Source organism: Sphaerisporangium aureirubrum (genome assembly GCF_042658925.1).
Taxonomy (GTDB): domain Bacteria; phylum Actinomycetota; class Actinomycetes; order Streptosporangiales; family Streptosporangiaceae; genus Sphaerisporangium; species Sphaerisporangium aureirubrum.
On the sequence record NZ_JBHSRF010000023.1, the window covers coordinates 82,978 to 103,537 of the forward strand.

The following is a 20,560-nucleotide window of genomic DNA, read 5'->3' on the forward strand; positions in this document are numbered from 1 at the left end:
GATCGGGCCGAAGTGAGAGGTGCGCGCAGGACATTGACTCGGAAACCCCGCACGGACGCCGAACACAACCGGCGGCACATCGTGGCGGTCGCGCGCGCCGCGTTCGCCGCGGACGGGCTGGACCTGCCCATGCGCGAGATCGCCCGCCGCGCCGGCCTTGGCGTCGCCACGGTCTACCGGCACTTCCCGTCGCGCCCCGATCTCATCGGCGCCGTGCTCGCCGAGCAGGTGGCCCACTGCGTCGCCGAGATGCGAGCCGCTCTGGACGACCCCGACCCCTGGCGGGCGCTGTGCGCCACCGTCCGCGGCTTCTCCGAACGCCAGCTCCGCGACCGGGGACTGAACGAGGTGCTGCTCGGTTCTCACGCGGCGGCACTGAAGTTCACCGAAGAGCGCCGCGCCCAGGAAAGAGGCCTCGAACTGCTCGTCGAGCGTGCCCGGAGCGCGGGCGCCGTCCGTCCTGACATGTCGGTGGAGGACGTGCGGGTCGGCCTGCTGGCCATCGCCTCCTTTCGGGCCCTGCCCCCCGGGAGGGCGGACGCCGCGGTCAGGCGGCTGGCGAACCTGCTGCTCGCCGGCCTGTCCGCCCGCGAGCGCTCACCCGCGAGCGGATGAACTCCGTCGGGGCTCACCGCCCAGGCGGCTAAGCGCCTCCATGGCCTCGCGCTCTACGCGGGAAAGTTCGCACAGGACGGTGCCCGCCTGTTCGAGGCACTGCGCGTCGCCTGATTCACCGGCCTTCGTGATCAGAGCCGCGGCTTCCGTCCACAAGATGGCCGCCTCGGAGTACAGCCTGTGCCCGGTGCGCAGGTGATCGCTGTCGAGCACTTGGACGCATTCGGCGAGGAAGTCGCGGTAGAGGTTGCGGAACAGGGCGCCGCCGGTGCCGGCCTTCTCCATCAACATGGCGGCCTGGGGCAGGTCCCGCCGCGGGTCATCGGTCCGCTGAAGCCAGGCGGGTACCAGCTTGCCGGCCTTCTGGATGCCGCGGTGGCCCAGGTTGGCGATGGGCGGATCGAGGAAGGCGCCGGCGCAGGCCGTGATCGCGGGAACGATCCGGCCGTCCGGGGAGGGCGGGTTCCCCGGGACGGTGAGGGTGAAGGATCGGTGCCTGGCGGTCATCGGGCCGCGCGCGGCTCTGGCCTGGGCGAGGCTGGTCAGGCTGGTGGACACCGCTCCGCCCTGCTGGTCGGTGTCCACCAGGTAGGCGTCATGGTCGTCGTAGCCGTACATGGCGGCGACATGACCGCCGAAGTGCACCTTCGACCCGAAGTAGTCCAGGTGATAGCTGTCGAGCTGTAGCCCGACGGGGTGGCCGGCGTCGATGAGGGCCGCCACGTTCTCCCATGCCCTGCGCGGGGAGGTGGTCTCCTGGACCACGAGATCCAGCCCGAGCCTGGCGGCGAGGTTCCTGGTGAGGTCGAAAGGCCTGACCCGTCCCCCGAGGAAGGGAAAGCCCATGTTCTTGCCGTCCCAGTAGATGAAGGACAAACCGGAGCCGAGCCCGAAGAGCATGGGCTCCGACAGATCGAGCCCTTGGTGCCGCAGCAGCACCCCCAGCGCCGACGTCTCGCAGTGCTGCGTACCGCGGGCATCGATGTCTCGCACCTTCGTCATGTCATGCCCTCCATGCGTACTGCGGGAGCCACCGGAATACGGTTGAAAACGGGCCGCGGGCTTGATCACCGGTCGTTAAGATCTGAGGATTCGCGCTGATCGGTGACGGTTTCCGGGCGTTCGGGGGACGTCGATCGATGTGGTTCACCGTGTTCGCGGTGCCGCCTTGCGCTCATGCCAGCGGCGCATCATCGCGTGGGTCTCGTCCCTGAGGAACTGGATGAGCTCGAGCGTCTCGTTCAGCCGGTCGGCCGCCGGCGAGTCACCCAGGATGGCGATGCCTTCTCGCAGGTCGGCCTCGCCTCTTTCGAGGAACGGGTTCGCGAGGAACGTGGACTCGTACCACGAGCCGTCCACGACGTAGGCGTGGCGGCGCGTTCCCGGGTCCCGTTCCGTGCGGATGAGACGGATCTGGACCAGGTAGCGGACGGCGCCCGAGACCCCGCCGGTGCTGGCGTGCAGCCATGTCGCCAGCTCGGCCGCGGTCATCCGCCCGCTCTCGCTGGCCAGGAGCGTCGCGAAGACGCGCGCGGCGAGGCGCGGGAAGCCGGCGTCGGCGAGGGTGGAGGCGAAGCGCTCGACGAATCTGCCGAGCTCGTCCATCTCGTCTTCGCGCACGGCGCTCCCTTCGGCCATCTCGCCACAGGGTACCGCAGTAGCATGAACTTTCAGTAATTAATGAAAGTTGGTGTTACTGTGTGCCAAGACGGTGCACAAGGGACACCGCGCATCGCCAGGCACGTGTTGTGATGCGGAGGAGAGAGATGGACCAACGAGCCAAGGATCGGGCGCTCGGGCAACGGCTCGCCGACCTGCTGTGGGCGAAGTACGCTCGGCTGCCCCCTTCGACGAGCGACTACAGCGTGACCCGCGACGTGCGGATCCCGATGAGAGACGGCGTCGAACTGCTCGCGGATCTCCTGGAGCCGAAGGGACCGGCGTCGGGAACGATTCTCGTCAGCTCCCCTTACGGCTACAACGTGATGGGGTCGGCCATGACCGGCGGCATGTTCGCCTGCCGCGGTTATCGGGTCGTGCTGGTCCGGTGGCGCGGCACGTTCGGATCGGGGGGAATCTTCGAACCGCACATGCGGGAAGCCGACGACGCGGCCGACGTCGTCGCTTGGATGCGCGAGCAGCCGTGGTTCGACGGGCGCTTCGCCGCGCACGGCTTCTCATCGGTCGGCTTCGCCGCGTGGGCGTTGCTGACGGATCCGCCTCCAGAGCTGGCCACAGCGGTCATCGCGTGCGCGCCGCACGACTTCGGCGCGTTCGTCTACACCGGCGGGGCGTTCCTGCTCAGCACCATGTTCGAATGGTCGTTCGCCACGACCAAGCAAGAAAAGCCCATCCTGCCTCGCATCTTTGCGGTTCTCTCGTCCCGGGGCCGTATCAAGGAGGCCCTGGCAGCGCTTCCGCTGGCCGACGCCGCCGAAAAGCTGATGGACGGGAAGGCGCCCTGGTACCGCGAGTGGGTCGGCCGGCGGGATCTGGGCGACCCATGGTGGAAGCGCGCCGACCTGACGGAAGCGCTGGATCGGGTGCACGTCCCCGTGCTGCTTCAGGGCGGCTGGCAGGACGGCTTTCTTCGCCAGACGCTGACAGGGTACGCGCGGCTGGCCGAGCGGGGCGTCGACGCCGGACTCACCATGGGCCCGTGGACGCATGCTCAGGGGGGCGCCGAGGGTGCCCGCGTCCTGCTCCCCGAAGCCCTCGCTTGGTTCGACGAGCATCTGGCCGGATCACGCGACCGGCACCGCGCCACCCCGGTCAAGGTGTTCCTCAGCGGCCCCGGCGAGGGGTGGCGCGACCTTCCGGCCTGGCCGCCGGCGACGGTCGAGCAGATCCTGTATCCCCGCTCCGGCGGACTCCTGGCGGCTCAACCGGCCGACGCGGGAGAAGTGAGCGAGTTCGTGTACGACCCCGCCCGGCCGACTCCCACGTACGGTGGCGCGTTCGTCACGCAGGTTTCCCCGGGAGTGACGGCAGGCTACACGGATGACAGCGCGCTCGCCTCGCGTTCCGATGTGCTGGCATTCACGTCAGACCCGTTGACCACGGAGCTCGAAGTCGTCGGCAGCCCGGTCGTAGAACTGGGCCACAGCTCCGACAACCCCTTCGCCGACCTGTTCGTTCGCGTGTCGGAAGTGGATGCCCAAGGCCGCTCACGCAACATCAGCGACGGGTTCGTCCGACTCGATCCTTCGGCGGCCCAGGGCCTGATTCGTATGGAGCTCGACGCCGTGGCGCACCGGTTCTCGCGGAACAGCCGGATTCGGCTGGTCGTCGCGGGCGGGTCGCATCCGCGCTGGGAGCGGAACCTGGGAACCGGCGACGACCCGGCCACCTCAACGAGGATGCTGCCGTCACACCGGACGATCGACCTGTCGATCTCACAGCTCGTGGTTCCGGTCACCTGATCCAAGCCGGTGAAAGCTAGACTGGAGAGTGGCTCTTACGCATAAAGAAGTCTTCGAGCGGTACATGTATGCCGGTGCGATCACCCGGAACCCGGAAGCGATCGCCGCGATGTTCACCGAGGACGGCGTGTACGACTCGCCCCTTGTTCCCGACGGCCATCCGCTCCGGCACCTGGTGGGCCGCGATGCGATCCGGACCGGGACCGGCGTGTATCACCGGCAACCGGCCTACCAGGCCGCGGTGAACCTCGAACGGTCTGCCTACACCCTGCACGACACCTCGGATCCCGACGTTTTCATCGCCGAGATCGACGTCGCCTTCGACGAAGCCGACGGGCGGCGGACGACGATGTCCCTCGTGCAGATCTTCCGCCTCCGCGACGGGCAGATCGCCATGCTTCGCGACTACTTCTCGGAGGTGCCGTCCGCCGCCTACGACGGCGGCTCGAGCTGATCCCTTGAGCCGGGCGGCCGGTCTCCCCACGCGTGCTACGCCTTCGGCGACGCGAGCACGCGCCACAGACCCAGTACGGCCAGCAGGGACGCCGCGCCCGACGCGCCGACGACCAGGCCGGGCGCCGACACCTCGCCCAACGCGCCGCCGCCGGCCGCGAACAGGCCCTGAAACGTCATGGTCCCGGTCAGCGCCAGCCCGAAGGCCTGGCCCCGGTTCGCCTCCGGCACCGCGTTCAGGAAGCGCCGGGCCAGCCCGAGCTGGTACGCGACCCCGAACCCGGACACGGCGAGCAGCAGCGCCGCGGTGACCGGCCCGGGGGAGAGCACGAACCCGAGCAGCGGCGCGCCGAGCAGCAACGCCAGCGGCCCGGTCAGCCGTTCCCTTCGTGCCGGGGTGACCAGCCGGCCGATCACGAGATCGCCGGTGAGCATGCCGAGCGCCACGGCGGTGAACAGCAGCCCCGCCGAATCCGGCACACCGACCTGCGCGGCGTACGGGACGAGCACACCCTCGGCGCCGACTATGAGCGCGGGCGGCAGCCACTGGGCCAGCAGCAGCGAACGGATCGCCGGCCGGCGCAGCAGCTCGCGATTGACGCGCCAGGTCTCGCGTACCGCGTACCCCGCGGCCGTGCCGCGGGGCGGCCGCTCGGCCAGCCGCAGGCGCAGCAGCGCGGCGGACAGCAGGCAGCTCGCCACGGTGATCCAGAGCGCGCCGTACGGGCCGAGCGCCACGATCAGCACCCCGCCCACGGCGAAGCCGATCACCTGCGTGCCGCCGGCGGCCATGGAGAACACGGCCCGGCCGAGCACGTACCGGTCGCCGTCCAGCAGATCGGGCAGCAGCGCGCTGCGGGCCGCGGAGGCGACCGCGCTGGGGATGCCGGTGACGAACACCAGCACCAGCATCGCGGCGGGGGAGAGCACCCCGGCGGCGAGCACGGCGGCGACCGCGGCGCGGACCAGGTCGTAGCCGACCATCACGGCCCGCGGCGGCCACCGGTCGGCGTACGCCAGCAGCAGCGTGCCGCCGAGGGCGTAGGGCAGGAAGCCGGCGACGTAGGCCAGCGCGGCCAGCAGGGACGAGCCGGTGCCGGCGTAGACGGTCACCGAGAGCGCGAGCATCTTCACCGTCTCGCCGCCGAGGAAGAGCGTGTAGCCGGTGAACAGCACGCGGAACTGGCGTACCGCGAACACCTCGCGGTAGGTGGCCCGCACCGGTGCGGCCTGGAGTGTCATCACGCGGGCCAGTCTCGGGGCGGTGCGGACGGAGGCGTTAAGCTTTCGCGTGGAGGCGAAAGATGCTTGCCATCGAAGTCGGGCCGGTCGACGTGGCGCACACCCGGTACGCGATCTCGCCGCTGGGCGAAGCGATGAACGCGCTGCGGGTCGCGTCGGGCAAGCAGCCGGCCGGGCTACTGCGGCCCTGGGCGGAGCGCGTCGCGCCGCGGTACGCGCGGCTGCTCCGCGAGACGCCCGCGGTCGGGGCGCTGACGACGCTGTTCCGCCGCGGCGGCTACAACGCCGACTTCATCCATCCTCCGCCTTCGGGCGTCGGCGGCGACTTCGCCGTCGAACTCGCCGCGGTGCGGGCGACCCCGCTGCCCCAGGTTCGCGCGGAGATCGCCCGCAACCTGGTCGGGCTGCGTACGCCGCCGCGTCACGTCCAGCAGATCCTGGCCGCCCCGGACGTGCTCACCCGGCTCTCGGACGCGATCGAGGCGACCTGGCACGCGCTGGTCGAGCCCGACTGGCCGCGGCTGCGCACGGTGCTGGAGCGCGATCTGGTGCACCGCGCCGGGGGCCTCGCCATGTACGGCTGGGCCGCGGCGCTGTCCGACCTGGATCCGCGGGTGGGCTGGCGCTCCGAGGGGGCCGACGGTGTGATCGAGGTGCGCACCGGCCCCCCGGACGAGTGGGAGCGGCACCGGCTGGGCGGCAAGGGTCTGCTGCTGATGCCGACCGTCTTCGGCACCCTCATCAGCTACGTCGAGCCGCCCTGGCCGTACGCCCTGGTGTATCCGGCGCGTGGCGTCGCGAACCTGCTCGGGCCGCCGCCCCCGCAGGGCGGTGCGGCGGCGCTGGCGCGGCTGGTCGGCCCGCACCGCGCGCAGGTGCTGCGGGCGCTCGCGGTGCCGGCGACGACCACGCAGCTGGTCCGCCAGCTGGGTCTCAGCCTGGGCGCGGTCGGCGGCCATCTGGCCGTGCTGCGCGAATCCGGCCTGGTCACGCGGACGCGGACCGGCCGATCCGTGCGCTACGAGCGCACCCCTCTGGGCGGGACCCTGGCCGGCGACTGAACGCGGCAGCCCGGCCGTACGGTCATCTTCACGGTGCTCGTGACCGCCGTCGGTACCTGTCAAAAGAAATCCAGGCGGCGGTGTCGGATCGGGGCGGAGGTGTTCGTAGTACGGGTGAGCGGTCACCCGCGAGGGGTGTCCCTCGAAGCACAGGAGATGATGTGGGATGCAGTATCTGGTTTCCGTGATCGCGGACACGACCGACCTCGCCACCCCGGACGAGGACGCCGCCATCGACGTGTTCAACGACCGGCTCCAGGCCGAGGGGCACTGGGTCTTCGCCGGCGGCCTCGGCGGGCCGAGCACGGCCACGGTGATCGACAACCGCGGTGCCGAGGCGTTGTTCACCGATGGGCCCTTCGTGGAGTCGAAGGAGTTCCTCATCGGTTTCTGGATCATCGAGGCACCCGACCTCGACGTGGCGCTCAAGCTGGCGGCCGAGGGGTCGAAGGCCTGCAACCGCAAGACCGAGGTGCGGCCGTTCCTGTGAGCGTGATCGACGTCCGGGAGGCGATCACCCGGGCCCACCGCGAGGAGTGGGCGTGGGTGGTCGCGGCCCTGACCAGGCGTTTCGGTGACCTCGACATCGCCGAGGAGGCGGCGGCCGAGGCGTTCGCGACCGCCGTCGAGCGGTGGCCGGCCGACGGCGTACCGCCCAACCCGGGTGCCTGGCTGACCACCACCGCCAACCGCAAGGCCATCGACCGGGTCCGGCGCGAGAACAAGCGCGGCGACAAGCACAAGGAGGCTCGGCTGTTGTACGACGACGAACCGCCCCAGCCGCTCGGCGCCATCGACGACGAGCGGCTCCGGCTGATCTTCATCTGCTGTCACCCGGCGCTGGCGCTGGAGACCCGGGTGGCGCTGACGCTGCGCATGGTCGGCGGTCTGACCGTGACCGAGATCGCCCGTGCCTTCCTGGTGCAGGAGGCCGCCATGGGCCAGCGGATCACCCGCGCCAAGGCCAAGATCAAGGCGGCTCGCATCCCTTACCGGCTGCCGTCCGCGCAGGATCTCCCGGCACGCGTGTCCGGCGTCCTCGCCGTTCTCTACCTCGTCTTCAACGAGGGCTACCTGGCGACCGGCCCCGGCACCGATCCGGTACGTCACGAGCTGACAGCCGAGGCGATCCGGCTCACCCGCCTGATCCGCACCCTCATGCCGGCCGACGGTGAGGTGGCCGGGCTGCTGGCGCTGATGCTTCTCACCGAGGCCCGCCGTGACGCCCGGGTCTCGGGCGGCGGCGAACTGATCGCCCTCAACGAGCAGGACCGCGGGGCCTGGGACGCGGCGCTCATCGCCGAGGGCCACCGGCTGGTACGCGAGCGCCTGGCCACAGGGGTGGCCCCGGGCCGGTACCAGATCCTCGCGGCGATCAACGCCGTGCACACCTCCGCCCGCGACATGCGCGACACCGACTGGTCGCAAGTGGTCGCCCTCTACGACCAGCTCGCCCACCTCGACCCCTCGCCGATCGTCGCCCTCAACCGGGCCATCGCGATCGCCGAGCTCGACGGCCCGGAGGTGGCACTGGCGGCCGTCGACCGCCTCGAGGACAAGCTGGCGGGCTACCACGCCTACCACGCGACCCGCGCCGACCTGCTGCGCCGGCTGGGCCGCGGTCAGAAGTCGCGCGCGGCTTACGACAAGGCCATCGACCTGGCGGGCAACACCGCCGAGCTCGCTTACCTGACGCGCCGCCGCGACCAGCTGAGGTAGCGCCTTCCCGTGTCACCCGGCGTGGCGGCCGGTGGAGTCGTTGAGCGGGCGGTCACGGCTCCCGGGGCGGGGGAGTGGCGGAGGCGGCCTGGAGTTCGGCGGTCACGGCGCGTTCGCGCAGGGCGGCGGATTCCTGGCGCAGGGTGGTGTTCTGGGCGCGGAGGTCTTCGACGCGGGCGCGTTCCACGTCCAGCAGGGCGGAGAGGCGGTCGCGTTCGGCGGTGGCGGCGCGTTCGGCCAGGTGGGCCTGGGCGGTCTGTTCGGTGGCCCGGTCGGCGGCGGCGCGGACGCGGTCGGCGGCGTCCTTGGCGGCCTCCGCGGCGCGGCGGTCGGCCTCGGCGGCCTGGGCCGCGGACTGTGTGGCCTCGGCGGCGGCGCGGGCGGCCAGGGCGACGGCGTCGGCGCGGGCCTGTTCGGCGGTCTCGGCGCGTTGCTGGGCACGGCCGCGTTCGGCCTCGGCGGCCTGGGCGCGGGCGATGGCGGCGGCGGACGCCTGCTCGGCCTCGACGCGGGCCCGGCGGGACATCTCCGCCTCGGTGCGGGCGGTGTCGCGTTCGGCGGCGGCGCGTCCGGCGCGGCGTTCGGCGTCCTCGGCCTGGGCGCGGGCGTCGCGGGCCTCGGCGGCCGACTGCTCGGTCCGCTCGGTCATCCGGCGCACCGCCTGGTCGCGCGCGGTCTCGGCGGCGGCGGCCCGCCGGTCGGCGTCCTCGGCGGCCTGCCGGGCGCGCCGCTCGGTGGTGGCCGCCTCGCGCAGCGCGGCCAGTGCCTGTTCGCGGGCCGTCTCGGCGTCGGACAGCGCCGTGTCGCGTTCCCCGAGGGCCTCCTCCATGCGTTCGCGCATCTGCTCGCGTTCCCCGCGGGCGTGCTCGGTGGCCTCGCGGGCCAGCCGCACCTGCTCGAAGGCCTGCTCGCGTTCGGCGCGGGCGATGGCGACCCGGGTGTGCGCCTCGGCCTGCACCGCGCTGAGCCGGGCCTCCACCCCCGCCGGGCTCAGCTCCTGCGCCAGCACCTGCGCCAGCGGCGCCACCGCCGCCGCCAGCCCCTTCTCCATGCGCTCGTACAGTTCCTCGGCCCGCGCCAGCGACCCCTCCAGCCCTGGCGTGGCCCTGCGCATCTCCCGTTCCCTCTTGGCCGCCGCCTGGCAGTCCTTCTCCGGGCAGTACTCCCGCGGCCGCCCCCGCCCCGCCCCCCGCTCGATCACCGCGCCGCAGTGCTTGCACACCGAAACCCCGCCCCGTGCCTCACCCTCGTTCTCCGTCACGATCACGCAGCCTAGCATTTTTATTTTCTGGAAATAGAAAACCAGAAACAACGATCTGTTGCGTGCCCCGGCCCGCTCGTAACTCACGGGAATGGGACTTCCCGCAAGTTAATTCACCGGCGCGGATCGGCGGCGCGGCTGGACCGTATCGGCGATCGATGTCGGCGGGGCGTCGGCGATACTGTGGGCGTGGAGTACGTGTCCAGAGTGCCGCGACCGCCGCTGGACGGGCTGATCGACGACCTTTACTACCTGGAGGGTGCGCCGCCGTACGCCCGGCTGATGCTGCCGCCGATGCCGTCGGCGTTGCTCATCGTCAACCTCGGGGCGCCGTTCCGCATCCGCGCCGGCACCGACATCGAGACGGCCGAGTACGCCGACGGCTGCGTGGTCACCATGCCCACCCGCGCGCTGGAGTTCAGCTACCCGGTCCGGACCCGGTCCGTCGGCGTGCACGTCAAGCCGTGGGGGCTGGCGCCGTTCCTGCCGATGCCCGCGGCCGAGCTGTGTGACCGGCCGGTGACGATAGAGCAGGTTTGGGGCCGGCCCGCCATCGCTGAGCTGCGAGACCGGCTGGCCACGGCGGACGGGCCGCACGAGATGCTGACGCTGCTCGAGGAGGAGCTGATGCGACGGCTGCGCGAGACCACCGGCCTGGGGCTGGTCCGCCATACGAGCAGCGTCATCGCGGCGGCCGGCGGGGCGGTGACGATCGGCGACCTGAGCGTGGCGGCCGGTGTCAGCAGCACACATCTGACCCAGCGGTTCAAGGAGCTCATCGGCGTCACGCCGAAGCGGCTGGCCCGCACCTACCGCTTCACCGCGACCGTGTTCGCGATCGATCCCGCCGGACCGATCGACTGGGGCGACCTCGCCGGCGGCGCGGGCTACTTCGACCAGGCCCACTTCGGCCACGAGTTCCGGGCGTTCACCGGGCTCACGCCGACCCGGTACGTCGAAGTCCGGCGGCGGTTCCTGCGCGAACATCCCGGCCACGTGCTGGACGGCTGGCCGCTGCCGGCCGATTGATTTCTTACAAGAGCGGCAGCTCACGGCGCGCTAATTTTGGGGCACCCCAAGCAGAGGAGAGCCCCGTGGGCAAGGTGGTCATGTACAGCTCGGTGTCGCTGGACGGCTTCGTCGCGGACGAGAACGACCAGCCCGGACCGCTGTTCGACTGGTTGTCCAGCGGTGACGTCCCGTTGGACGAGAGCGGCGTGGTGAAGGTGTCGCAGACGTCCTACGACTACACCCGGGCGTACTGGGACCAGATCGGAGTCACGATCGCCGGCCGCCACGTCTTCGACCTGACGGACGGCTGGGACGGGAAGCCTCCGAGCGGGATCGACCACGTGGTCGTCGTCTCGCACCGGCCGGAGCCCGAGGGCTGGGACCCCGAGGCGCCGTTTCACTTCGTCGACGGCGTCGAGGCGGCCGTGGCCAAGGCACAGGAGCTTGCGGGTGACCGCATGGTCGAGGTCGCCGCCGGCGACGTCGGTGGCCAGGTGCTCGCCGCGGGCCTGGTCGACGAGGTGCGCATGGACGTCGTACCCGTCGTGTTCGGTTCCGGCAAGCGCTACTTCGGGTCGGTCCACGCGCAGCACCTGCTGGAGGATCCTGACGTGGTGATTCAGGGCAACCGGGTCCTTCACCTGCGCTATCGGGTGCGCTGTTGACACCCGCCGCGCCTACGACCACGAGGGTCAGAACCAGGACGGTCCGGCGTTGACGTAGGCCCGGAACTCCTAAAGCTACGGCGAGCCGCAAAGTAGCGGTGAGCTATCTTTCGGGTTCGTCGCGTAGTGGCTGCAAGTAGGTCAATGCCGGTGAAATGGGCGACCTTTCCTTGATCGTGAGCCATGTCCTGGTGGTGGTCTCGGTCTGGGAGTGGTGGGGATGCGCGCGGAGTGGGAACCGGATGAGCTGATCGGTTCGTGGACGCTGGTCACGGGTGATTGGAAGCTGATCCGTAACAAGTCGGGCGCGACGCGGTTGGGGTTCGCGTTGTTGCTGAAGTTCTATGAGCTTGAGGGCCGGTTCCCGGACGGTCCGCAGGCGGTTCCGCTGGTCGCGGTCGACTATGTGGCGTCGCTGGTGAAGGTCGACGCCGGGGAGTTCGCGAAGTACCGGTGGACGGGGCGGACGATCGAGTATCACCGCAAGCAGATCAGGGAGGCGTTCGGGACGCGGCCGGCGACTGAGGAGGATGAGGACCGGTGGGCACGGTGGCTGGCGGAGGAGATGTGCCCGACGGAGACGAGTCGCCGGCGGCTTGCTGAGGCGCTGCGCCGCAGATGCCGGAGCGAGGATGTGGAGCCGCCGACGCCCGGCCAGGTGGAGCGGGTGGTGGGGTCGGGCCTTTCCAAGTTCGAGGTGGCGTTCTCGGAGGGCGTGGTGGGCACACTGGGGTCGGTGGTGTGCGGCAGGTTGCAGGATCTGCTGGACCGTCCGCATGTGCTGGCGGAGTTGAAGTCCGACCCGGGTCCGCTGGGGCTGGACACGTTGCTGGCGGAGATCGGGAAGCTGGCGACGGCTCGGTCACTGGGGTTGTCGGACGGGGTCTTCTCCGGGGTGTCGGATCGGATCGTGGCGGCGTGGCGGACGCGGGCGATGCGGATGTACCCGTCGGACTTCGAGGACAGCTCCGAGCCGGTGCGGTACACGCTGCTGGCGACATTGTGCTGGACGCGGCAGGCCGAGCTGGTCGACGGGCTGGTCGGGCTGCTGATCGACCTGATTCACCGGATCAACGCGCGGGCCGAGCGGCGGGTGGAGCGGGAGCTGGTCGGCGAGTTGACGAAGGTACGGGGCAAGCGCGGCATCTACGTCAACATGATCGAAGCCGCGATCGAGCGCCCCGACGACACGGTGCGGGAGGCGGTGTATCCGGCGGTGCCGGGTGGGGTGGGAACGCTGAAGTCGCTGGCGCGGGAGCTGATGGCCACCGAGCGGGCTGTCTCCGAGCGGATCCGCTACCAGCTGCGCGGCTCCTACTCCCACCACTACCGGCGGATGCTCGGGCCGATCCTGGCGGCGTTGGAGTTCAAGTGCAACAACACCGCCTACCGACCGGTGATGGACGCGATCGACTTGCTGTCTCGGTACGCGGGGGTCACGGCGACCGAGCGGTACTACGCCGAGCCAGAGCGGGTGCCGATCGAGGGCGTGGTGCAGTGGGCGTGGCGGGACGCGGTGGTGGACGCCGAGTCCGGGCGGGTCGAGCGGATCCCGTACGAGCTGTGCGTGCTGATCGCGTTGCGGGAGGCGCTGCGGCGCCGTGAGGTGTACGTGCAGGGCGCTGGCCGGTGGCGCGATCCGGACAAGGACCTGCCCGGCGACTTCGAGACCAACCGCGACGTCCACTACGCCGCCCTGTCCAAGCCCCTGGATGCCACCGAGTTCATAGCCGACCTCAAAAGCCGCCTGACCGCGGGCCTGGACCGGCTGAACACCGGCCTTGTCGAGGGCACCACAGGAGGCGTGAAGATCACCACCCGGAAGGGCAAGCCGTGGGTGTCGGTCCCGAAGCTCGACAAGCTGCCCGAGCCGAAGAACCTCACCGCTCTGAAGGCCGAGGTGCAGCGCCGCTGGGGCACCATCGACCTGCTGGACATCCTGAAGAACACCGCGTTCATCACCGACTTCCCCGACCTGTTCACCTCGGTCGCGACCCGCGAGGTCCTGTCCAAGGAGACCTTGAGCAAGCGGCTTCTGCTCGTGTTGTTCGCGCTCGGCACCAACATGGGGATCCGACAGATGTCAGCGACCGGTGAGCACGGTCACACCGAGGCCGAGCTACGGCACGTCCGCCAGACCTTCATCACTCGGGAGAACCTACGTGCCGCGATTTCTGGGTCCACATCAACCCCTACGGCCGGTTCCGCCTCGACATGAACACCCGCCTCGATCTCAGTCTGGCCGCCTGAGGACGAGTTCATGCCGATCCCCGGTCGTTCCGGGGCGCGCGGATCGGATGTCCCAGGTCGGCTCGTGGAGCTGATCGTTGTACACGATGATGTCAGCGTGATCGGTCGGGCGGGCTGTCGCGAAGTAGAGCTGTTGGGATGGGATGTAGCGGTGGCGCCAGGACCGTTCGATCTCGGCGGCATCGGCGGATCCGGCCATCGCCATGCTGCGGGTCAGGGCGCGATCTATGGTCTGCTCGAAGTCGACGGACACGAAGATCCGCAGATCGATCGAGGTGGGCCCGAGTCCTATGACGTCGGCGCGGCCCGCCAACCCCGGAGACTCTGATGTGCTGATGTCCTACCCGGCGGGCAGGATGGGCGCGGGAGGTACAGATGAGCGACATCGCGGACGTTCCACCCGCCGTTGTGGGCCGGCTCCGGGTGATCTGCGGGGAGCTGCCCGGGGCGTACGAGGAGCCGGCGTGGATCGGCCTGCGGTGGCGGATTCGCCGGCGGACGTTCCTGCACGTCTACACCACCGACGAGAGGGGGTCGGCGTACATCGATATGGACGATCCGGCCATCCTGATGACCTTCCGGGCGCCGCCCGGGGAGTTGGCCGCGCTGGCGCATGCCGGCCCTCCGTTCTTCCGGGCCGACTGGGGTGTGAATGTCGTGGGAATGGTGCTGGACGACGAGACGGACTGGGCCGAGGTTGCCGAGCTGGTGACGGACAGCTATCGCGTGCAGGCGCCCCACCGCCTCGCGTTCCGGCTGAAGGCAGGTGGATGAACCGCCGGCTACCTCCCCACGTTGCCGCTTATCCAGGTTCGGTGCTGAGAAACATTCCTATTCACGGTGGGATAGGTCGGGTTGCCGCACTGGCCAGAGATATTTCAGGAGACGATTCCGATGACGACATCACCCAGTGCCGCATGCTCCGGCCGTCTGGCCGGATTTGCGGGTGCAGTTCATTCCGGGCGTGATCGGCTTCACGAACTGGTAGATGCCTTCGCAGGTCCACCGCGGCGTGACATCGAGGAAGACCTCGCGTCGTTCGTTGGGGAAGCCCGCATTGCTGGTCTTTCCGTAGCCGGTCGTGACTACCTCGCCGGTCGGCACCGCGCCCTGGCTGGGCAGTGCGGGTGCGATGAGGGGCTCCGACAGCAAGATGGGCTGGTCAAGCGCAGGATCGCGAGATCGCCGTCCATTGCCGGGACGCGCCTTCACTCGGTTCGGGCACCGGCCTCGAGCACGGTGAGGTCGCGGACCGCATACCGGTGATGCTCGGCCTCTTCCTTGCACACCACCATGAGGCAGCGGCGCATGACGTACTCCCGGTCCGGATATGAGTCCGCCGGCTTGCGACCACACACCCGATCGAGCTCGGCCTCGGTGAGCTCGTCGACGACCCGGCGCATCGTGGCCATGCGGGCCAGCCGCGGCGCGAGTACCTCGTCGAGCGTCGGGGTGGCATCGAGGGTGAGCCCGAGCTTCGCCGATGCTTCGGCCGGCATCCCGCCGCCAGGAAGGCCCAACGGGTGGTACGGCGCGTCCTCCTCGAGCACGGCGTTGCCGATCCAGGCATCGCCGGCCATCAGCAGATGCCGCTGCGTCTCGACGAACGACCACTCGCCGTCGACCTGCTCGTGCAGCTTCGCCTCGGGTAGGCGCCTGGCGCGGTCGAGCGTCTCCTCCCATTGCTTCTCGATGGCATCCCAAGCGGCCCGGTATTCGGCGGCGGACGTGGCCTCACGGGCCAGCACCCGGTTGGGATGCAGCCGGTCGAGCTCGGCCTCGACGTAGGCGGTCACGTCGACGTCGTTGACAACGACACGCTCGAAGCCGCCACCGAGGGAGACGTTGCCCCCATAGCAGTCCACGATCTTCAGGCCGGTGACGTCGCAGTCGCGAATCTCGAGGCCGGAGAGGTCGCACAGGTGGATGCGGGCACCACGGAACTGGTCACTATGGGTGTACTCAGCAGGCATCGGGACAGTTTCCCGTATCCGTCCCGCCCGCGCCAGTGAATGGCACAACGTGAGGGTTGCGTGTTGCGTCCGGGTGGGGGAGTGCGGGATCGAGCATCTTGGCGAGCGCTCGACGATCGCTCCGGACTCAGGCGGACCGGGCAATCGCCCGATACCGGAAGCGGGGCCGCGTCCCTAGCTTGGAAATCAGCAAGAGATCACGACGAACTTGGAGTGAAAGATGAAGATCGACCACCGCATCGTCATCGTGGGCGCCGGTTACACGGGCATGTTCAACGCCATCCGGCTGGCGATCGAAGCCGGCATGACCTTCGCACTCCCTGTCATCTGTGACCTCGGGCAGGGCCGTGCCGCCTTCGGGGGGACCGTTCTGGTGGAATGAGATCTGTCCTCGAGGACGCGGTTCACACCCAACCGCGCTCTTGGCCAGGGCGCGGGGGTGGACCTGCAACGGAACCGTTTCTCCTCTTACAGCGATCGCGAGCCTGGTATCCGCGTGAGCCTTGGAGGGCCGACGACGACAACGCAGTGCTTCATAGGTGGTCACTTATGAAACAGAGAGCACCCGGCTCCGGCGATAGGCGCCGACCAGGGCCGCCCGGGCGAGAATCGTTTCACGCCGTGTTTCAAATCGACTCATGAAACGATTTTCGGGTGAGTGACACCACGGAAGCGTTCCTGCGGGTGGAGACCTTCGCCTGCCCGATGTCGACGTGCGGAGTCCCGGCTGGATCACCGTGCCGGACGACCAAGAACCGGGTGGCCGTCCAATACCACACCGCCCGGTTCAAGCTCGTGCCCGCGCTGGCGAAGGTGCTGAACGTGCTGACCCCGGCGCTACGGCGGCCGGGCACCGCCTGGACCCGGCTGCCCGCACCTCCCGCAGCCACCGCGCCGACCGGGCACGCCAAGATCGGCTACGCACGCGCCTCCACCGCCCGCCAATCCCTGGATACCCAACTCGACGCCCTGAAGACGGCTGGGGTACCCCGCGTCTTCTCCGAGAAGGTCTCCACCCGCATCACGACCCGCCCCGAACTCGAACGCGCCATCGCGCACGCTGCGGACCTGCGCGCCTCCGGCGTCGCCGTCACTCTCGTCGTGCACGAGCACAAGCGGCTCGGCCGCGGCCTGGAACTCGCAGAGCTCGCCGAACGGCTGCGCGCCGGCGACATCGGCCTGGAATTCCTCACCGGCGAACTCCAAGGCCACCACGACCCCGGCGGTATCGTGTTCACCGTCCTGGCCGCCCTGTCCGGCATGGAACGCGAGTACATCCGCGACAAGACCCTCGACGGCCACGAGTCCGCCCGAGTCCGCGGCAAGAACATCGGCGGCGCCACCGTCACCGACCCCGCCATGCTGTCCATGGCCCTGCATCTACGCGACCAAGGACAGAGCCTGCGCGACATCGCCGCCCAACTCCTCATCACCCAAGGCAAGAAGAAGGGCAAACGACCCTCACCCGCCACCGTCATGCGAATGCTCCGCGACCACGACGAACACGCCACAGCGGCCGAGACCAACGAGATAGAGCTGGCCCGCTGACGAGCACCAAAGCTCTACCTTGCGGCTCGCCGTAGCTTCAGGAGTCCTGGGCCGTCACAGTGGGTGGTCGGCCGGGTGGTCGTCGTCGTGATCTAGGAGTGCTGTGATTCGCGGCCAGGCGTAGTAGACCTCGGCGGGGGGGACCTCTCCGGCGAGGACGCCGCCGAGGGAGGTGTAGAAGGCGCGGGCCCGTTCGTTTACGGCCAGTACACGGATCACCAGGGAGCCGTGTCCGTCGGTGTGCAGGTCGGCTGCCGCCGCCCGCACCAGGGTGCGGCCGTGGCCTTGGGCCTGACGAGCGGGACGGACCGCTAGTGCGTAGATCTCGGCGTCGAAGCCCAGCTCCGGAGCCGCGGGGCCTCCCATGACCAGGCCGGCGATCGTGCCGTCCGGCAGTTCGGCGATCCTGGTGTGATGGGGGCGGGGCCGTTCGGCCGCCTCCTTGAGGAGAGTCCGGCGCCAGTTGGCGGCGGATTGCTCGCGGGTGACGTCGAAGTCCTCGAACTGGGCGAACGCGGCGCAGGTGATCTCGGCCATGACGTCCGCGTCGGGCGGGAGGGCGTAACGGATCGGCATGAGCGGAGACTACGGCGAGGTTCCGGTCGCCGTGGGAGACGGCGGGCCTGGAGCGCCCGGCGTCACCAGGGGATGACGCCGGCGTCCTCGAAGAACGAGCCGGTCGGGCCGCCGTCGGGCAGCGTGGCGAGGCGGATCGCGGTGGCCGCGCCCTGTTCGGGGGTGCGGGGCCCGTAGAAGCCGGTGAAGTCGGTGGCGACCAGGCCGGGGCAGGCGGCGTTGATCAGGATGTTCGTGCCGGCGAGCTGCCGGGCGTACTGCACGGTGACGGCGTTGAGGAAGGTCTTCGACGGTGAGTAGGCCGCCATGACGGGGCCGATCTCGATGTCCGGGTCCGCCTGCCGGGTCAGGGAGGCGACGGCGCTGGAGACGTTGACGACGCGTGGCGACGCCGAGCGACGCAGCAGCGGCAGCATCGCGTTGGTCACCCGGATGACACCGATGACGTTGGTCTCCACGACGGCGCGGACCACGTCCAGGTCGAGCGTGGTCGGGTCCTGCGCCCATCCCGGGCCCGTCTCTCCCGAGATGCCGGCGTTGTTGACCAGGACGTCCAGGCGCCCGGCCCGCCGTTCGACCAGTTCCGCGGCATCGGTGACGCTCCGGCCGCTGGTCACGTCCAGCGGCACCCCGAACGCGTCCACCCCTGCGGCGCGCAGCTTCTCGACGGCGGTCTCGCGCCGGGCCTGGTCGCGGGCCCCCACGCCCACGCGGTACCCGAGGGCGCCCAGCCCGGCCGCGATCTCGTACCCGATTCCCTTGTTCGCGCCGGTCACCAGCGCGATCCTCGTTTCGCTCATGCCGTTGATGCTGGCTCGCGGGCGGGGGACGCATCCAACACCGATACGGTGCCCTGTGATACCCGGCAGGTATCACGGGGCTATGCTGTGGCCGTGGACACCTTGGAGACACGCGAGCTGAGATACTTCCTGACCGTCGCCGAGGAACTGCACTTCGGCCGCGCCGCCGAGCGCCTCGGCATGGCCCAGCCACCGCTGTCCCGGGCGATCCAGCGGCTCGAACGGCGCCTCGGCGTCACCCTGCTGCAACGCAACCGCCGCGGCGTCTCCCTGACCGGCGCCGGAGAGGTGCTGCTGCACGAGGGCCGCGCGGCCCTCGACGCGACCACCGCCGCCGCCCGCCGCACCCGCCGCGCCGGTGGCGCCGACGGCCCGGGTGGCTCCCGCAACCGCCTGGTGCTGGCGGTGAAGGCCGCCGGGTCGCACGAGCTGCTGCAGAAGCTCCTCCACGCCTACGCGGCCGAGCCCGGCGCCGCCGAGATCGAGGTGCTGCCGTGCGGCATCTGCGAGCAGGAAGGGCTGCTGCGCGACGGCAGCGCCGACGTGGCGCTCCTGCACACGCCGTTCAACTCCCTCGCCGGGTTCGACAGCGAGGAACTGATGACCGAGGGGCAGATCGCCATCCTTCCCGCCGGGCACCCCCTCGCCGCGCGCCGGACGTTGTCCCTGGCCGACGTCAGCGACGTCCCCGATCTTCCGCTCGCCCGCTGGCCCAGCGACGGCATCTACCCACCCGGCCCGGGCCCCGAGATCCGCGACCAGACGCAGCTGGCCCAGCTGATCGCCCTCGGACGCACCGTGAGCGTCCTGCCCGACTCCGCCCGCGCCTGGCTGTGGGCCGAGCACGCCGCCGTCCCCTTGACCGACGCGCCCCCCGTCGTCACCCACATCGCCTGGCCCGCGCACAGCCGCTCCCTGGCCCTGGCCGGACTGATCCGCACGGCCGCACAGCTATGACCCTCGCGCACCACCGGCACGACCCGACGGCCCGGTTAGGAAAATGTCGGTGCGGCGTGGCACGATTTCGCAGGTGACGAGCAGAACCACCGCGGCGCAGCACCTGCGTGACCTCGCGCTGCTGCGGCGCGTCCGTGACCGGATCGACCGTGAGTACGCCAAGCCGCTGGACGTCGAAGCCCTCGCCCGCGGCGTGAACATGTCGTCGGGGCACCTCAGCCGCGAGTTCAAGCGCGCCTACGGTGAGTCGCCGTACGGTTACCTGATGACGCGGCGCATCGAGCGCGCGATGGCGCTGCTGCGCCGCGGCGATCTCAGCGTCACCGAGGTGTGCTTCGAGGTCGGCTGCTCGTCGCTCGGGACCTTCAGCACCCGTTTCACCGAGCTGGTCGGCGTTCCCCCCAGCACCTACCGGCGCCGCGCGGCGGGGGCGGCGGCGGGGATGCCGTCGTGCGTCGCCAAGCAGGTGACGCGACCGATCAGGAATCGAGAAGCGCCGGTCAGCGAGCCGCAACTAGCCTGACGGGCATGGACATAACCATTCATTTCAGCTTCCTGCCGCACACCGACCCGGACGCCTCGCTGGCTTTCTACCGCGACACCCTCGGCTTCGAGGTCCGCAACGACGTGGGATACGACGGGATGCGCTGGATCACGGTCGGCCCTCCCGGCCAGCCCGGCACCTCCATCGTCCTGTCGCCGCCCGGCGCCGACCCCGGCATCACCGCCGACGAGCGCCACACCATCCTGGAGATGATGGCCAAGGGCACCTACACCAGCATCGTGCTGGCCACCGCCGACCTCGACGGCACCTTCGAGCGCGTGCAGGCCAGCGGCGCCGAGGTCGTCCAGGAGCCGATCGAGCAGCCCTACGGGGTCCGCGACTGCGCCTTCCGCGACCCCGCGGGCAACATGGTCCGCATCAACGAGCGCCGCTGAGCCGTCCGGCGACCACAGCCGCGACCTGCGCATAAGCTCACCAGCGACCAACACCCGGCGGACCGGCC

At 70.2% G+C, this 20,560-nt stretch carries 24 protein-coding genes; 15 read left to right on the top strand and 9 right to left on the bottom strand.

Annotated features, from left to right (window positions below):
* Positions 1 to 33: 33 nt before the first annotated feature.
* Positions 34 to 615 carry a TetR/AcrR family transcriptional regulator gene (locus tag ACFP1K_RS17735; protein WP_380754224.1) on the top strand — a complete coding sequence of 194 codons (582 nt, stop codon included), beginning with the start codon at positions 34 to 36 and terminating at the stop codon, positions 613 to 615.
* On the opposite strand, the gene ACFP1K_RS17740 is transcribed toward ACFP1K_RS17735, so the two are convergent.
* Both ACFP1K_RS17740 and ACFP1K_RS17745 read right to left on the bottom strand, forming a co-directional pair.
* Positions 598 to 1,617, bottom strand: a complete 1,020-nt coding sequence (locus ACFP1K_RS17740) for a BtrH N-terminal domain-containing protein (RefSeq protein ID WP_380754227.1) — start codon at positions 1,615 to 1,617, stop codon at positions 598 to 600. The genes ACFP1K_RS17735 and ACFP1K_RS17740 overlap by 18 nt on opposite strands.
* A 144-nt stretch (positions 1,618 to 1,761) precedes the next feature.
* Positions 1,762 to 2,253: a GbsR/MarR family transcriptional regulator gene (locus ACFP1K_RS17745; RefSeq protein ID WP_380754230.1), complete on the bottom strand. Its 492-nt coding sequence runs from the start codon at positions 2,251 to 2,253 to the stop codon at positions 1,762 to 1,764.
* A 128-nt stretch (positions 2,254 to 2,381) separates the two neighbouring features.
* Here ACFP1K_RS17745 and ACFP1K_RS17750 point away from each other — a divergent pair, with 128 nt between their 5' ends.
* Together ACFP1K_RS17750 and ACFP1K_RS17755 are read left to right on the top strand one after the other, a co-directional pair.
* Complete coding sequence (locus tag ACFP1K_RS17750; protein WP_380754233.1) at positions 2,382 to 4,037, top strand: CocE/NonD family hydrolase; 1,656 nt, start codon at positions 2,382 to 2,384, stop codon at positions 4,035 to 4,037.
* A 64-nt stretch (positions 4,038 to 4,101) separates the two neighbouring features.
* Complete coding sequence (locus ACFP1K_RS17755; RefSeq protein WP_380754328.1) at positions 4,102 to 4,491, top strand: nuclear transport factor 2 family protein; 390 nt, start codon at positions 4,102 to 4,104, stop codon at positions 4,489 to 4,491.
* Between the two features lie 35 nt (positions 4,492 to 4,526).
* Here ACFP1K_RS17755 and ACFP1K_RS17760 read toward each other — a convergent pair whose 3' ends face one another.
* A complete protein-coding gene (locus tag ACFP1K_RS17760; protein WP_380754330.1) occupies positions 4,527 to 5,732 on the bottom strand; it encodes an MFS transporter in 1,206 nt (401 codons plus the stop codon).
* Positions 5,733 to 5,794: 62 nt separating this feature from the next.
* Between ACFP1K_RS17760 and ACFP1K_RS17765 the strand changes: the two genes are divergently transcribed.
* The 3 genes from ACFP1K_RS17765 to ACFP1K_RS17775 all read left to right on the top strand — a co-directional run bounded on the left by ACFP1K_RS17765 (position 5,795) and on the right by ACFP1K_RS17775 (position 8,512).
* On the top strand, positions 5,795 to 6,793 hold the full coding sequence (locus tag ACFP1K_RS17765) for an ArsR/SmtB family transcription factor (RefSeq protein WP_380754236.1): 999 nt from the start codon (positions 5,795 to 5,797) through the stop codon (positions 6,791 to 6,793).
* A 166-nt stretch (positions 6,794 to 6,959) separates the two neighbouring features.
* The gene (locus ACFP1K_RS17770; RefSeq protein ID WP_380754239.1) at positions 6,960 to 7,283 is read left to right on the top strand and encodes a YciI family protein; all 324 of its coding nucleotides are present in this window, start codon (positions 6,960 to 6,962) and stop codon (positions 7,281 to 7,283) included.
* The gene (locus ACFP1K_RS17775) at positions 7,280 to 8,512 is read left to right on the top strand and encodes an RNA polymerase sigma factor (protein ID WP_380754242.1); all 1,233 of its coding nucleotides are present in this window, start codon (positions 7,280 to 7,282) and stop codon (positions 8,510 to 8,512) included. Before ACFP1K_RS17770 ends, ACFP1K_RS17775 begins: the two co-directional genes overlap by 4 nt.
* Before the next feature lie 52 nt (positions 8,513 to 8,564).
* Here ACFP1K_RS17775 and ACFP1K_RS17780 read toward each other — a convergent pair whose 3' ends face one another.
* A complete protein-coding gene (locus ACFP1K_RS17780) occupies positions 8,565 to 9,773 on the bottom strand; it encodes a hypothetical protein (RefSeq protein ID WP_380754245.1) in 1,209 nt (402 codons plus the stop codon).
* Positions 9,774 to 9,962: 189 nt separating this feature from the next.
* Between ACFP1K_RS17780 and ACFP1K_RS17785 the strand changes: the two genes are divergently transcribed.
* The 3 genes from ACFP1K_RS17785 (at position 9,963) to ACFP1K_RS17795 (ending at position 13,667) form a co-directional block, all read left to right on the top strand.
* Positions 9,963 to 10,802 carry an AraC family transcriptional regulator gene (locus tag ACFP1K_RS17785; RefSeq protein WP_380754248.1) on the top strand — a complete coding sequence of 280 codons (840 nt, stop codon included), beginning with the start codon at positions 9,963 to 9,965 and terminating at the stop codon, positions 10,800 to 10,802.
* 65 nt (positions 10,803 to 10,867) lie between these two features.
* Positions 10,868 to 11,449: a dihydrofolate reductase family protein gene (locus ACFP1K_RS17790; RefSeq protein ID WP_380754251.1), complete on the top strand. Its 582-nt coding sequence runs from the start codon at positions 10,868 to 10,870 to the stop codon at positions 11,447 to 11,449.
* Positions 11,450 to 11,669: 220 nt separating this feature from the next.
* The gene (locus ACFP1K_RS17795) at positions 11,670 to 13,667 is read left to right on the top strand and encodes a DUF4158 domain-containing protein (protein WP_380754254.1); all 1,998 of its coding nucleotides are present in this window, start codon (positions 11,670 to 11,672) and stop codon (positions 13,665 to 13,667) included.
* Positions 13,668 to 13,682: 15 nt separating this feature from the next.
* Here the strand turns inward: ACFP1K_RS17795 and ACFP1K_RS17800 are convergent, their stop codons facing one another.
* On the bottom strand, positions 13,683 to 14,012 hold the full coding sequence (locus tag ACFP1K_RS17800) for a hypothetical protein (RefSeq protein WP_380754257.1): 330 nt from the start codon (positions 14,010 to 14,012) through the stop codon (positions 13,683 to 13,685).
* 62 nt (positions 14,013 to 14,074) lie between these two features.
* Here ACFP1K_RS17800 and ACFP1K_RS17805 point away from each other — a divergent pair, with 62 nt between their 5' ends.
* On the top strand, positions 14,075 to 14,473 hold the full coding sequence (locus ACFP1K_RS17805) for an MmcQ/YjbR family DNA-binding protein (protein ID WP_380754260.1): 399 nt from the start codon (positions 14,075 to 14,077) through the stop codon (positions 14,471 to 14,473).
* A 129-nt stretch (positions 14,474 to 14,602) separates the two neighbouring features.
* On the opposite strand, the gene ACFP1K_RS17810 is transcribed toward ACFP1K_RS17805, so the two are convergent.
* Positions 14,603 to 14,851 carry a trypsin-like serine protease gene (locus ACFP1K_RS17810; protein WP_214324877.1) on the bottom strand — a complete coding sequence of 83 codons (249 nt, stop codon included), beginning with the start codon at positions 14,849 to 14,851 and terminating at the stop codon, positions 14,603 to 14,605.
* 56 nt (positions 14,852 to 14,907) lie between these two features.
* Positions 14,908 to 15,672 carry a DinB family protein gene (locus ACFP1K_RS17815; RefSeq protein WP_380754264.1) on the bottom strand — a complete coding sequence of 255 codons (765 nt, stop codon included), beginning with the start codon at positions 15,670 to 15,672 and terminating at the stop codon, positions 14,908 to 14,910.
* 220 nt (positions 15,673 to 15,892) lie between these two features.
* Between ACFP1K_RS17815 and ACFP1K_RS17820 the strand changes: the two genes are divergently transcribed.
* Together ACFP1K_RS17820 and ACFP1K_RS17825 are read left to right on the top strand one after the other, a co-directional pair.
* Entirely contained in the window at positions 15,893 to 16,054 is a 162-nt protein-coding gene (locus ACFP1K_RS17820; RefSeq protein ID WP_380754267.1) for a hypothetical protein, read from the top strand.
* A 272-nt stretch (positions 16,055 to 16,326) separates the two neighbouring features.
* Complete coding sequence (locus ACFP1K_RS17825) at positions 16,327 to 17,220, top strand: recombinase family protein (protein ID WP_380754270.1); 894 nt, start codon at positions 16,327 to 16,329, stop codon at positions 17,218 to 17,220.
* Between the two features lie 54 nt (positions 17,221 to 17,274).
* Here ACFP1K_RS17825 and ACFP1K_RS17830 read toward each other — a convergent pair whose 3' ends face one another.
* Complete coding sequence (locus ACFP1K_RS17830; protein ID WP_380754273.1) at positions 17,275 to 17,796, bottom strand: GNAT family N-acetyltransferase; 522 nt, start codon at positions 17,794 to 17,796, stop codon at positions 17,275 to 17,277.
* Positions 17,797 to 17,858: 62 nt separating this feature from the next.
* The gene (locus ACFP1K_RS17835; protein ID WP_380754276.1) at positions 17,859 to 18,596 is read right to left on the bottom strand and encodes an SDR family oxidoreductase; all 738 of its coding nucleotides are present in this window, start codon (positions 18,594 to 18,596) and stop codon (positions 17,859 to 17,861) included.
* 93 nt (positions 18,597 to 18,689) lie between these two features.
* Between ACFP1K_RS17835 and ACFP1K_RS17840 the strand changes: the two genes are divergently transcribed.
* Genes ACFP1K_RS17840 through ACFP1K_RS17850 form a run of 3 tightly spaced genes read left to right on the top strand, consistent with a single transcriptional unit; the run spans position 18,690 to position 20,492 of the window.
* Positions 18,690 to 19,553 carry a LysR family transcriptional regulator gene (locus ACFP1K_RS17840; protein WP_380754279.1) on the top strand — a complete coding sequence of 288 codons (864 nt, stop codon included), beginning with the start codon at positions 18,690 to 18,692 and terminating at the stop codon, positions 19,551 to 19,553.
* A 43-nt stretch (positions 19,554 to 19,596) separates the two neighbouring features.
* Complete coding sequence (locus ACFP1K_RS17845) at positions 19,597 to 20,076, top strand: helix-turn-helix domain-containing protein (RefSeq protein WP_380754282.1); 480 nt, start codon at positions 19,597 to 19,599, stop codon at positions 20,074 to 20,076.
* Between the two features lie 5 nt (positions 20,077 to 20,081).
* On the top strand, positions 20,082 to 20,492 hold the full coding sequence (locus ACFP1K_RS17850; RefSeq protein ID WP_380754285.1) for a VOC family protein: 411 nt from the start codon (positions 20,082 to 20,084) through the stop codon (positions 20,490 to 20,492).
* The last annotated feature ends 68 nt before the right edge of the window (positions 20,493 to 20,560 follow it).

Coding starts and splice junctions, on each gene's coding strand:
- ACFP1K_RS17850 (WP_380754285.1), top strand. CDS start 20,082: ATGGACATAACCATTCATTTCAGCTTCCTGCCGCACACCGACCCGGAC.
- ACFP1K_RS17805 (WP_380754260.1), top strand. CDS start 14,075: ATGAGCGACATCGCGGACGTTCCACCCGCCGTTGTGGGCCGGCTCCGG.
- ACFP1K_RS17745 (WP_380754230.1), bottom strand. CDS start 2,253: ATGGCCGAAGGGAGCGCCGTGCGCGAAGACGAGATGGACGAGCTCGGC.
- ACFP1K_RS17750 (WP_380754233.1), top strand. CDS start 2,382: ATGGACCAACGAGCCAAGGATCGGGCGCTCGGGCAACGGCTCGCCGAC.
- ACFP1K_RS17845 (WP_380754282.1), top strand. CDS start 19,597: ATGTCGGTGCGGCGTGGCACGATTTCGCAGGTGACGAGCAGAACCACC.
- ACFP1K_RS17820 (WP_380754267.1), top strand. CDS start 15,893: ATGAAGATCGACCACCGCATCGTCATCGTGGGCGCCGGTTACACGGGC.
- ACFP1K_RS17815 (WP_380754264.1), bottom strand. CDS start 15,672: ATGCCTGCTGAGTACACCCATAGTGACCAGTTCCGTGGTGCCCGCATC.
- ACFP1K_RS17765 (WP_380754236.1), top strand. CDS start 5,795: ATGCTTGCCATCGAAGTCGGGCCGGTCGACGTGGCGCACACCCGGTAC.
- ACFP1K_RS17770 (WP_380754239.1), top strand. CDS start 6,960: ATGCAGTATCTGGTTTCCGTGATCGCGGACACGACCGACCTCGCCACC.
- ACFP1K_RS17760 (WP_380754330.1), bottom strand. CDS start 5,732: ATGACACTCCAGGCCGCACCGGTGCGGGCCACCTACCGCGAGGTGTTC.
- ACFP1K_RS17740 (WP_380754227.1), bottom strand. CDS start 1,617: ATGACGAAGGTGCGAGACATCGATGCCCGCGGTACGCAGCACTGCGAG.
- ACFP1K_RS17830 (WP_380754273.1), bottom strand. CDS start 17,796: ATGCCGATCCGTTACGCCCTCCCGCCCGACGCGGACGTCATGGCCGAG.
- ACFP1K_RS17795 (WP_380754254.1), top strand. CDS start 11,670: ATGCGCGCGGAGTGGGAACCGGATGAGCTGATCGGTTCGTGGACGCTG.
- ACFP1K_RS17835 (WP_380754276.1), bottom strand. CDS start 18,596: ATGAGCGAAACGAGGATCGCGCTGGTGACCGGCGCGAACAAGGGAATC.
- ACFP1K_RS17755 (WP_380754328.1), top strand. CDS start 4,102: ATGTATGCCGGTGCGATCACCCGGAACCCGGAAGCGATCGCCGCGATG.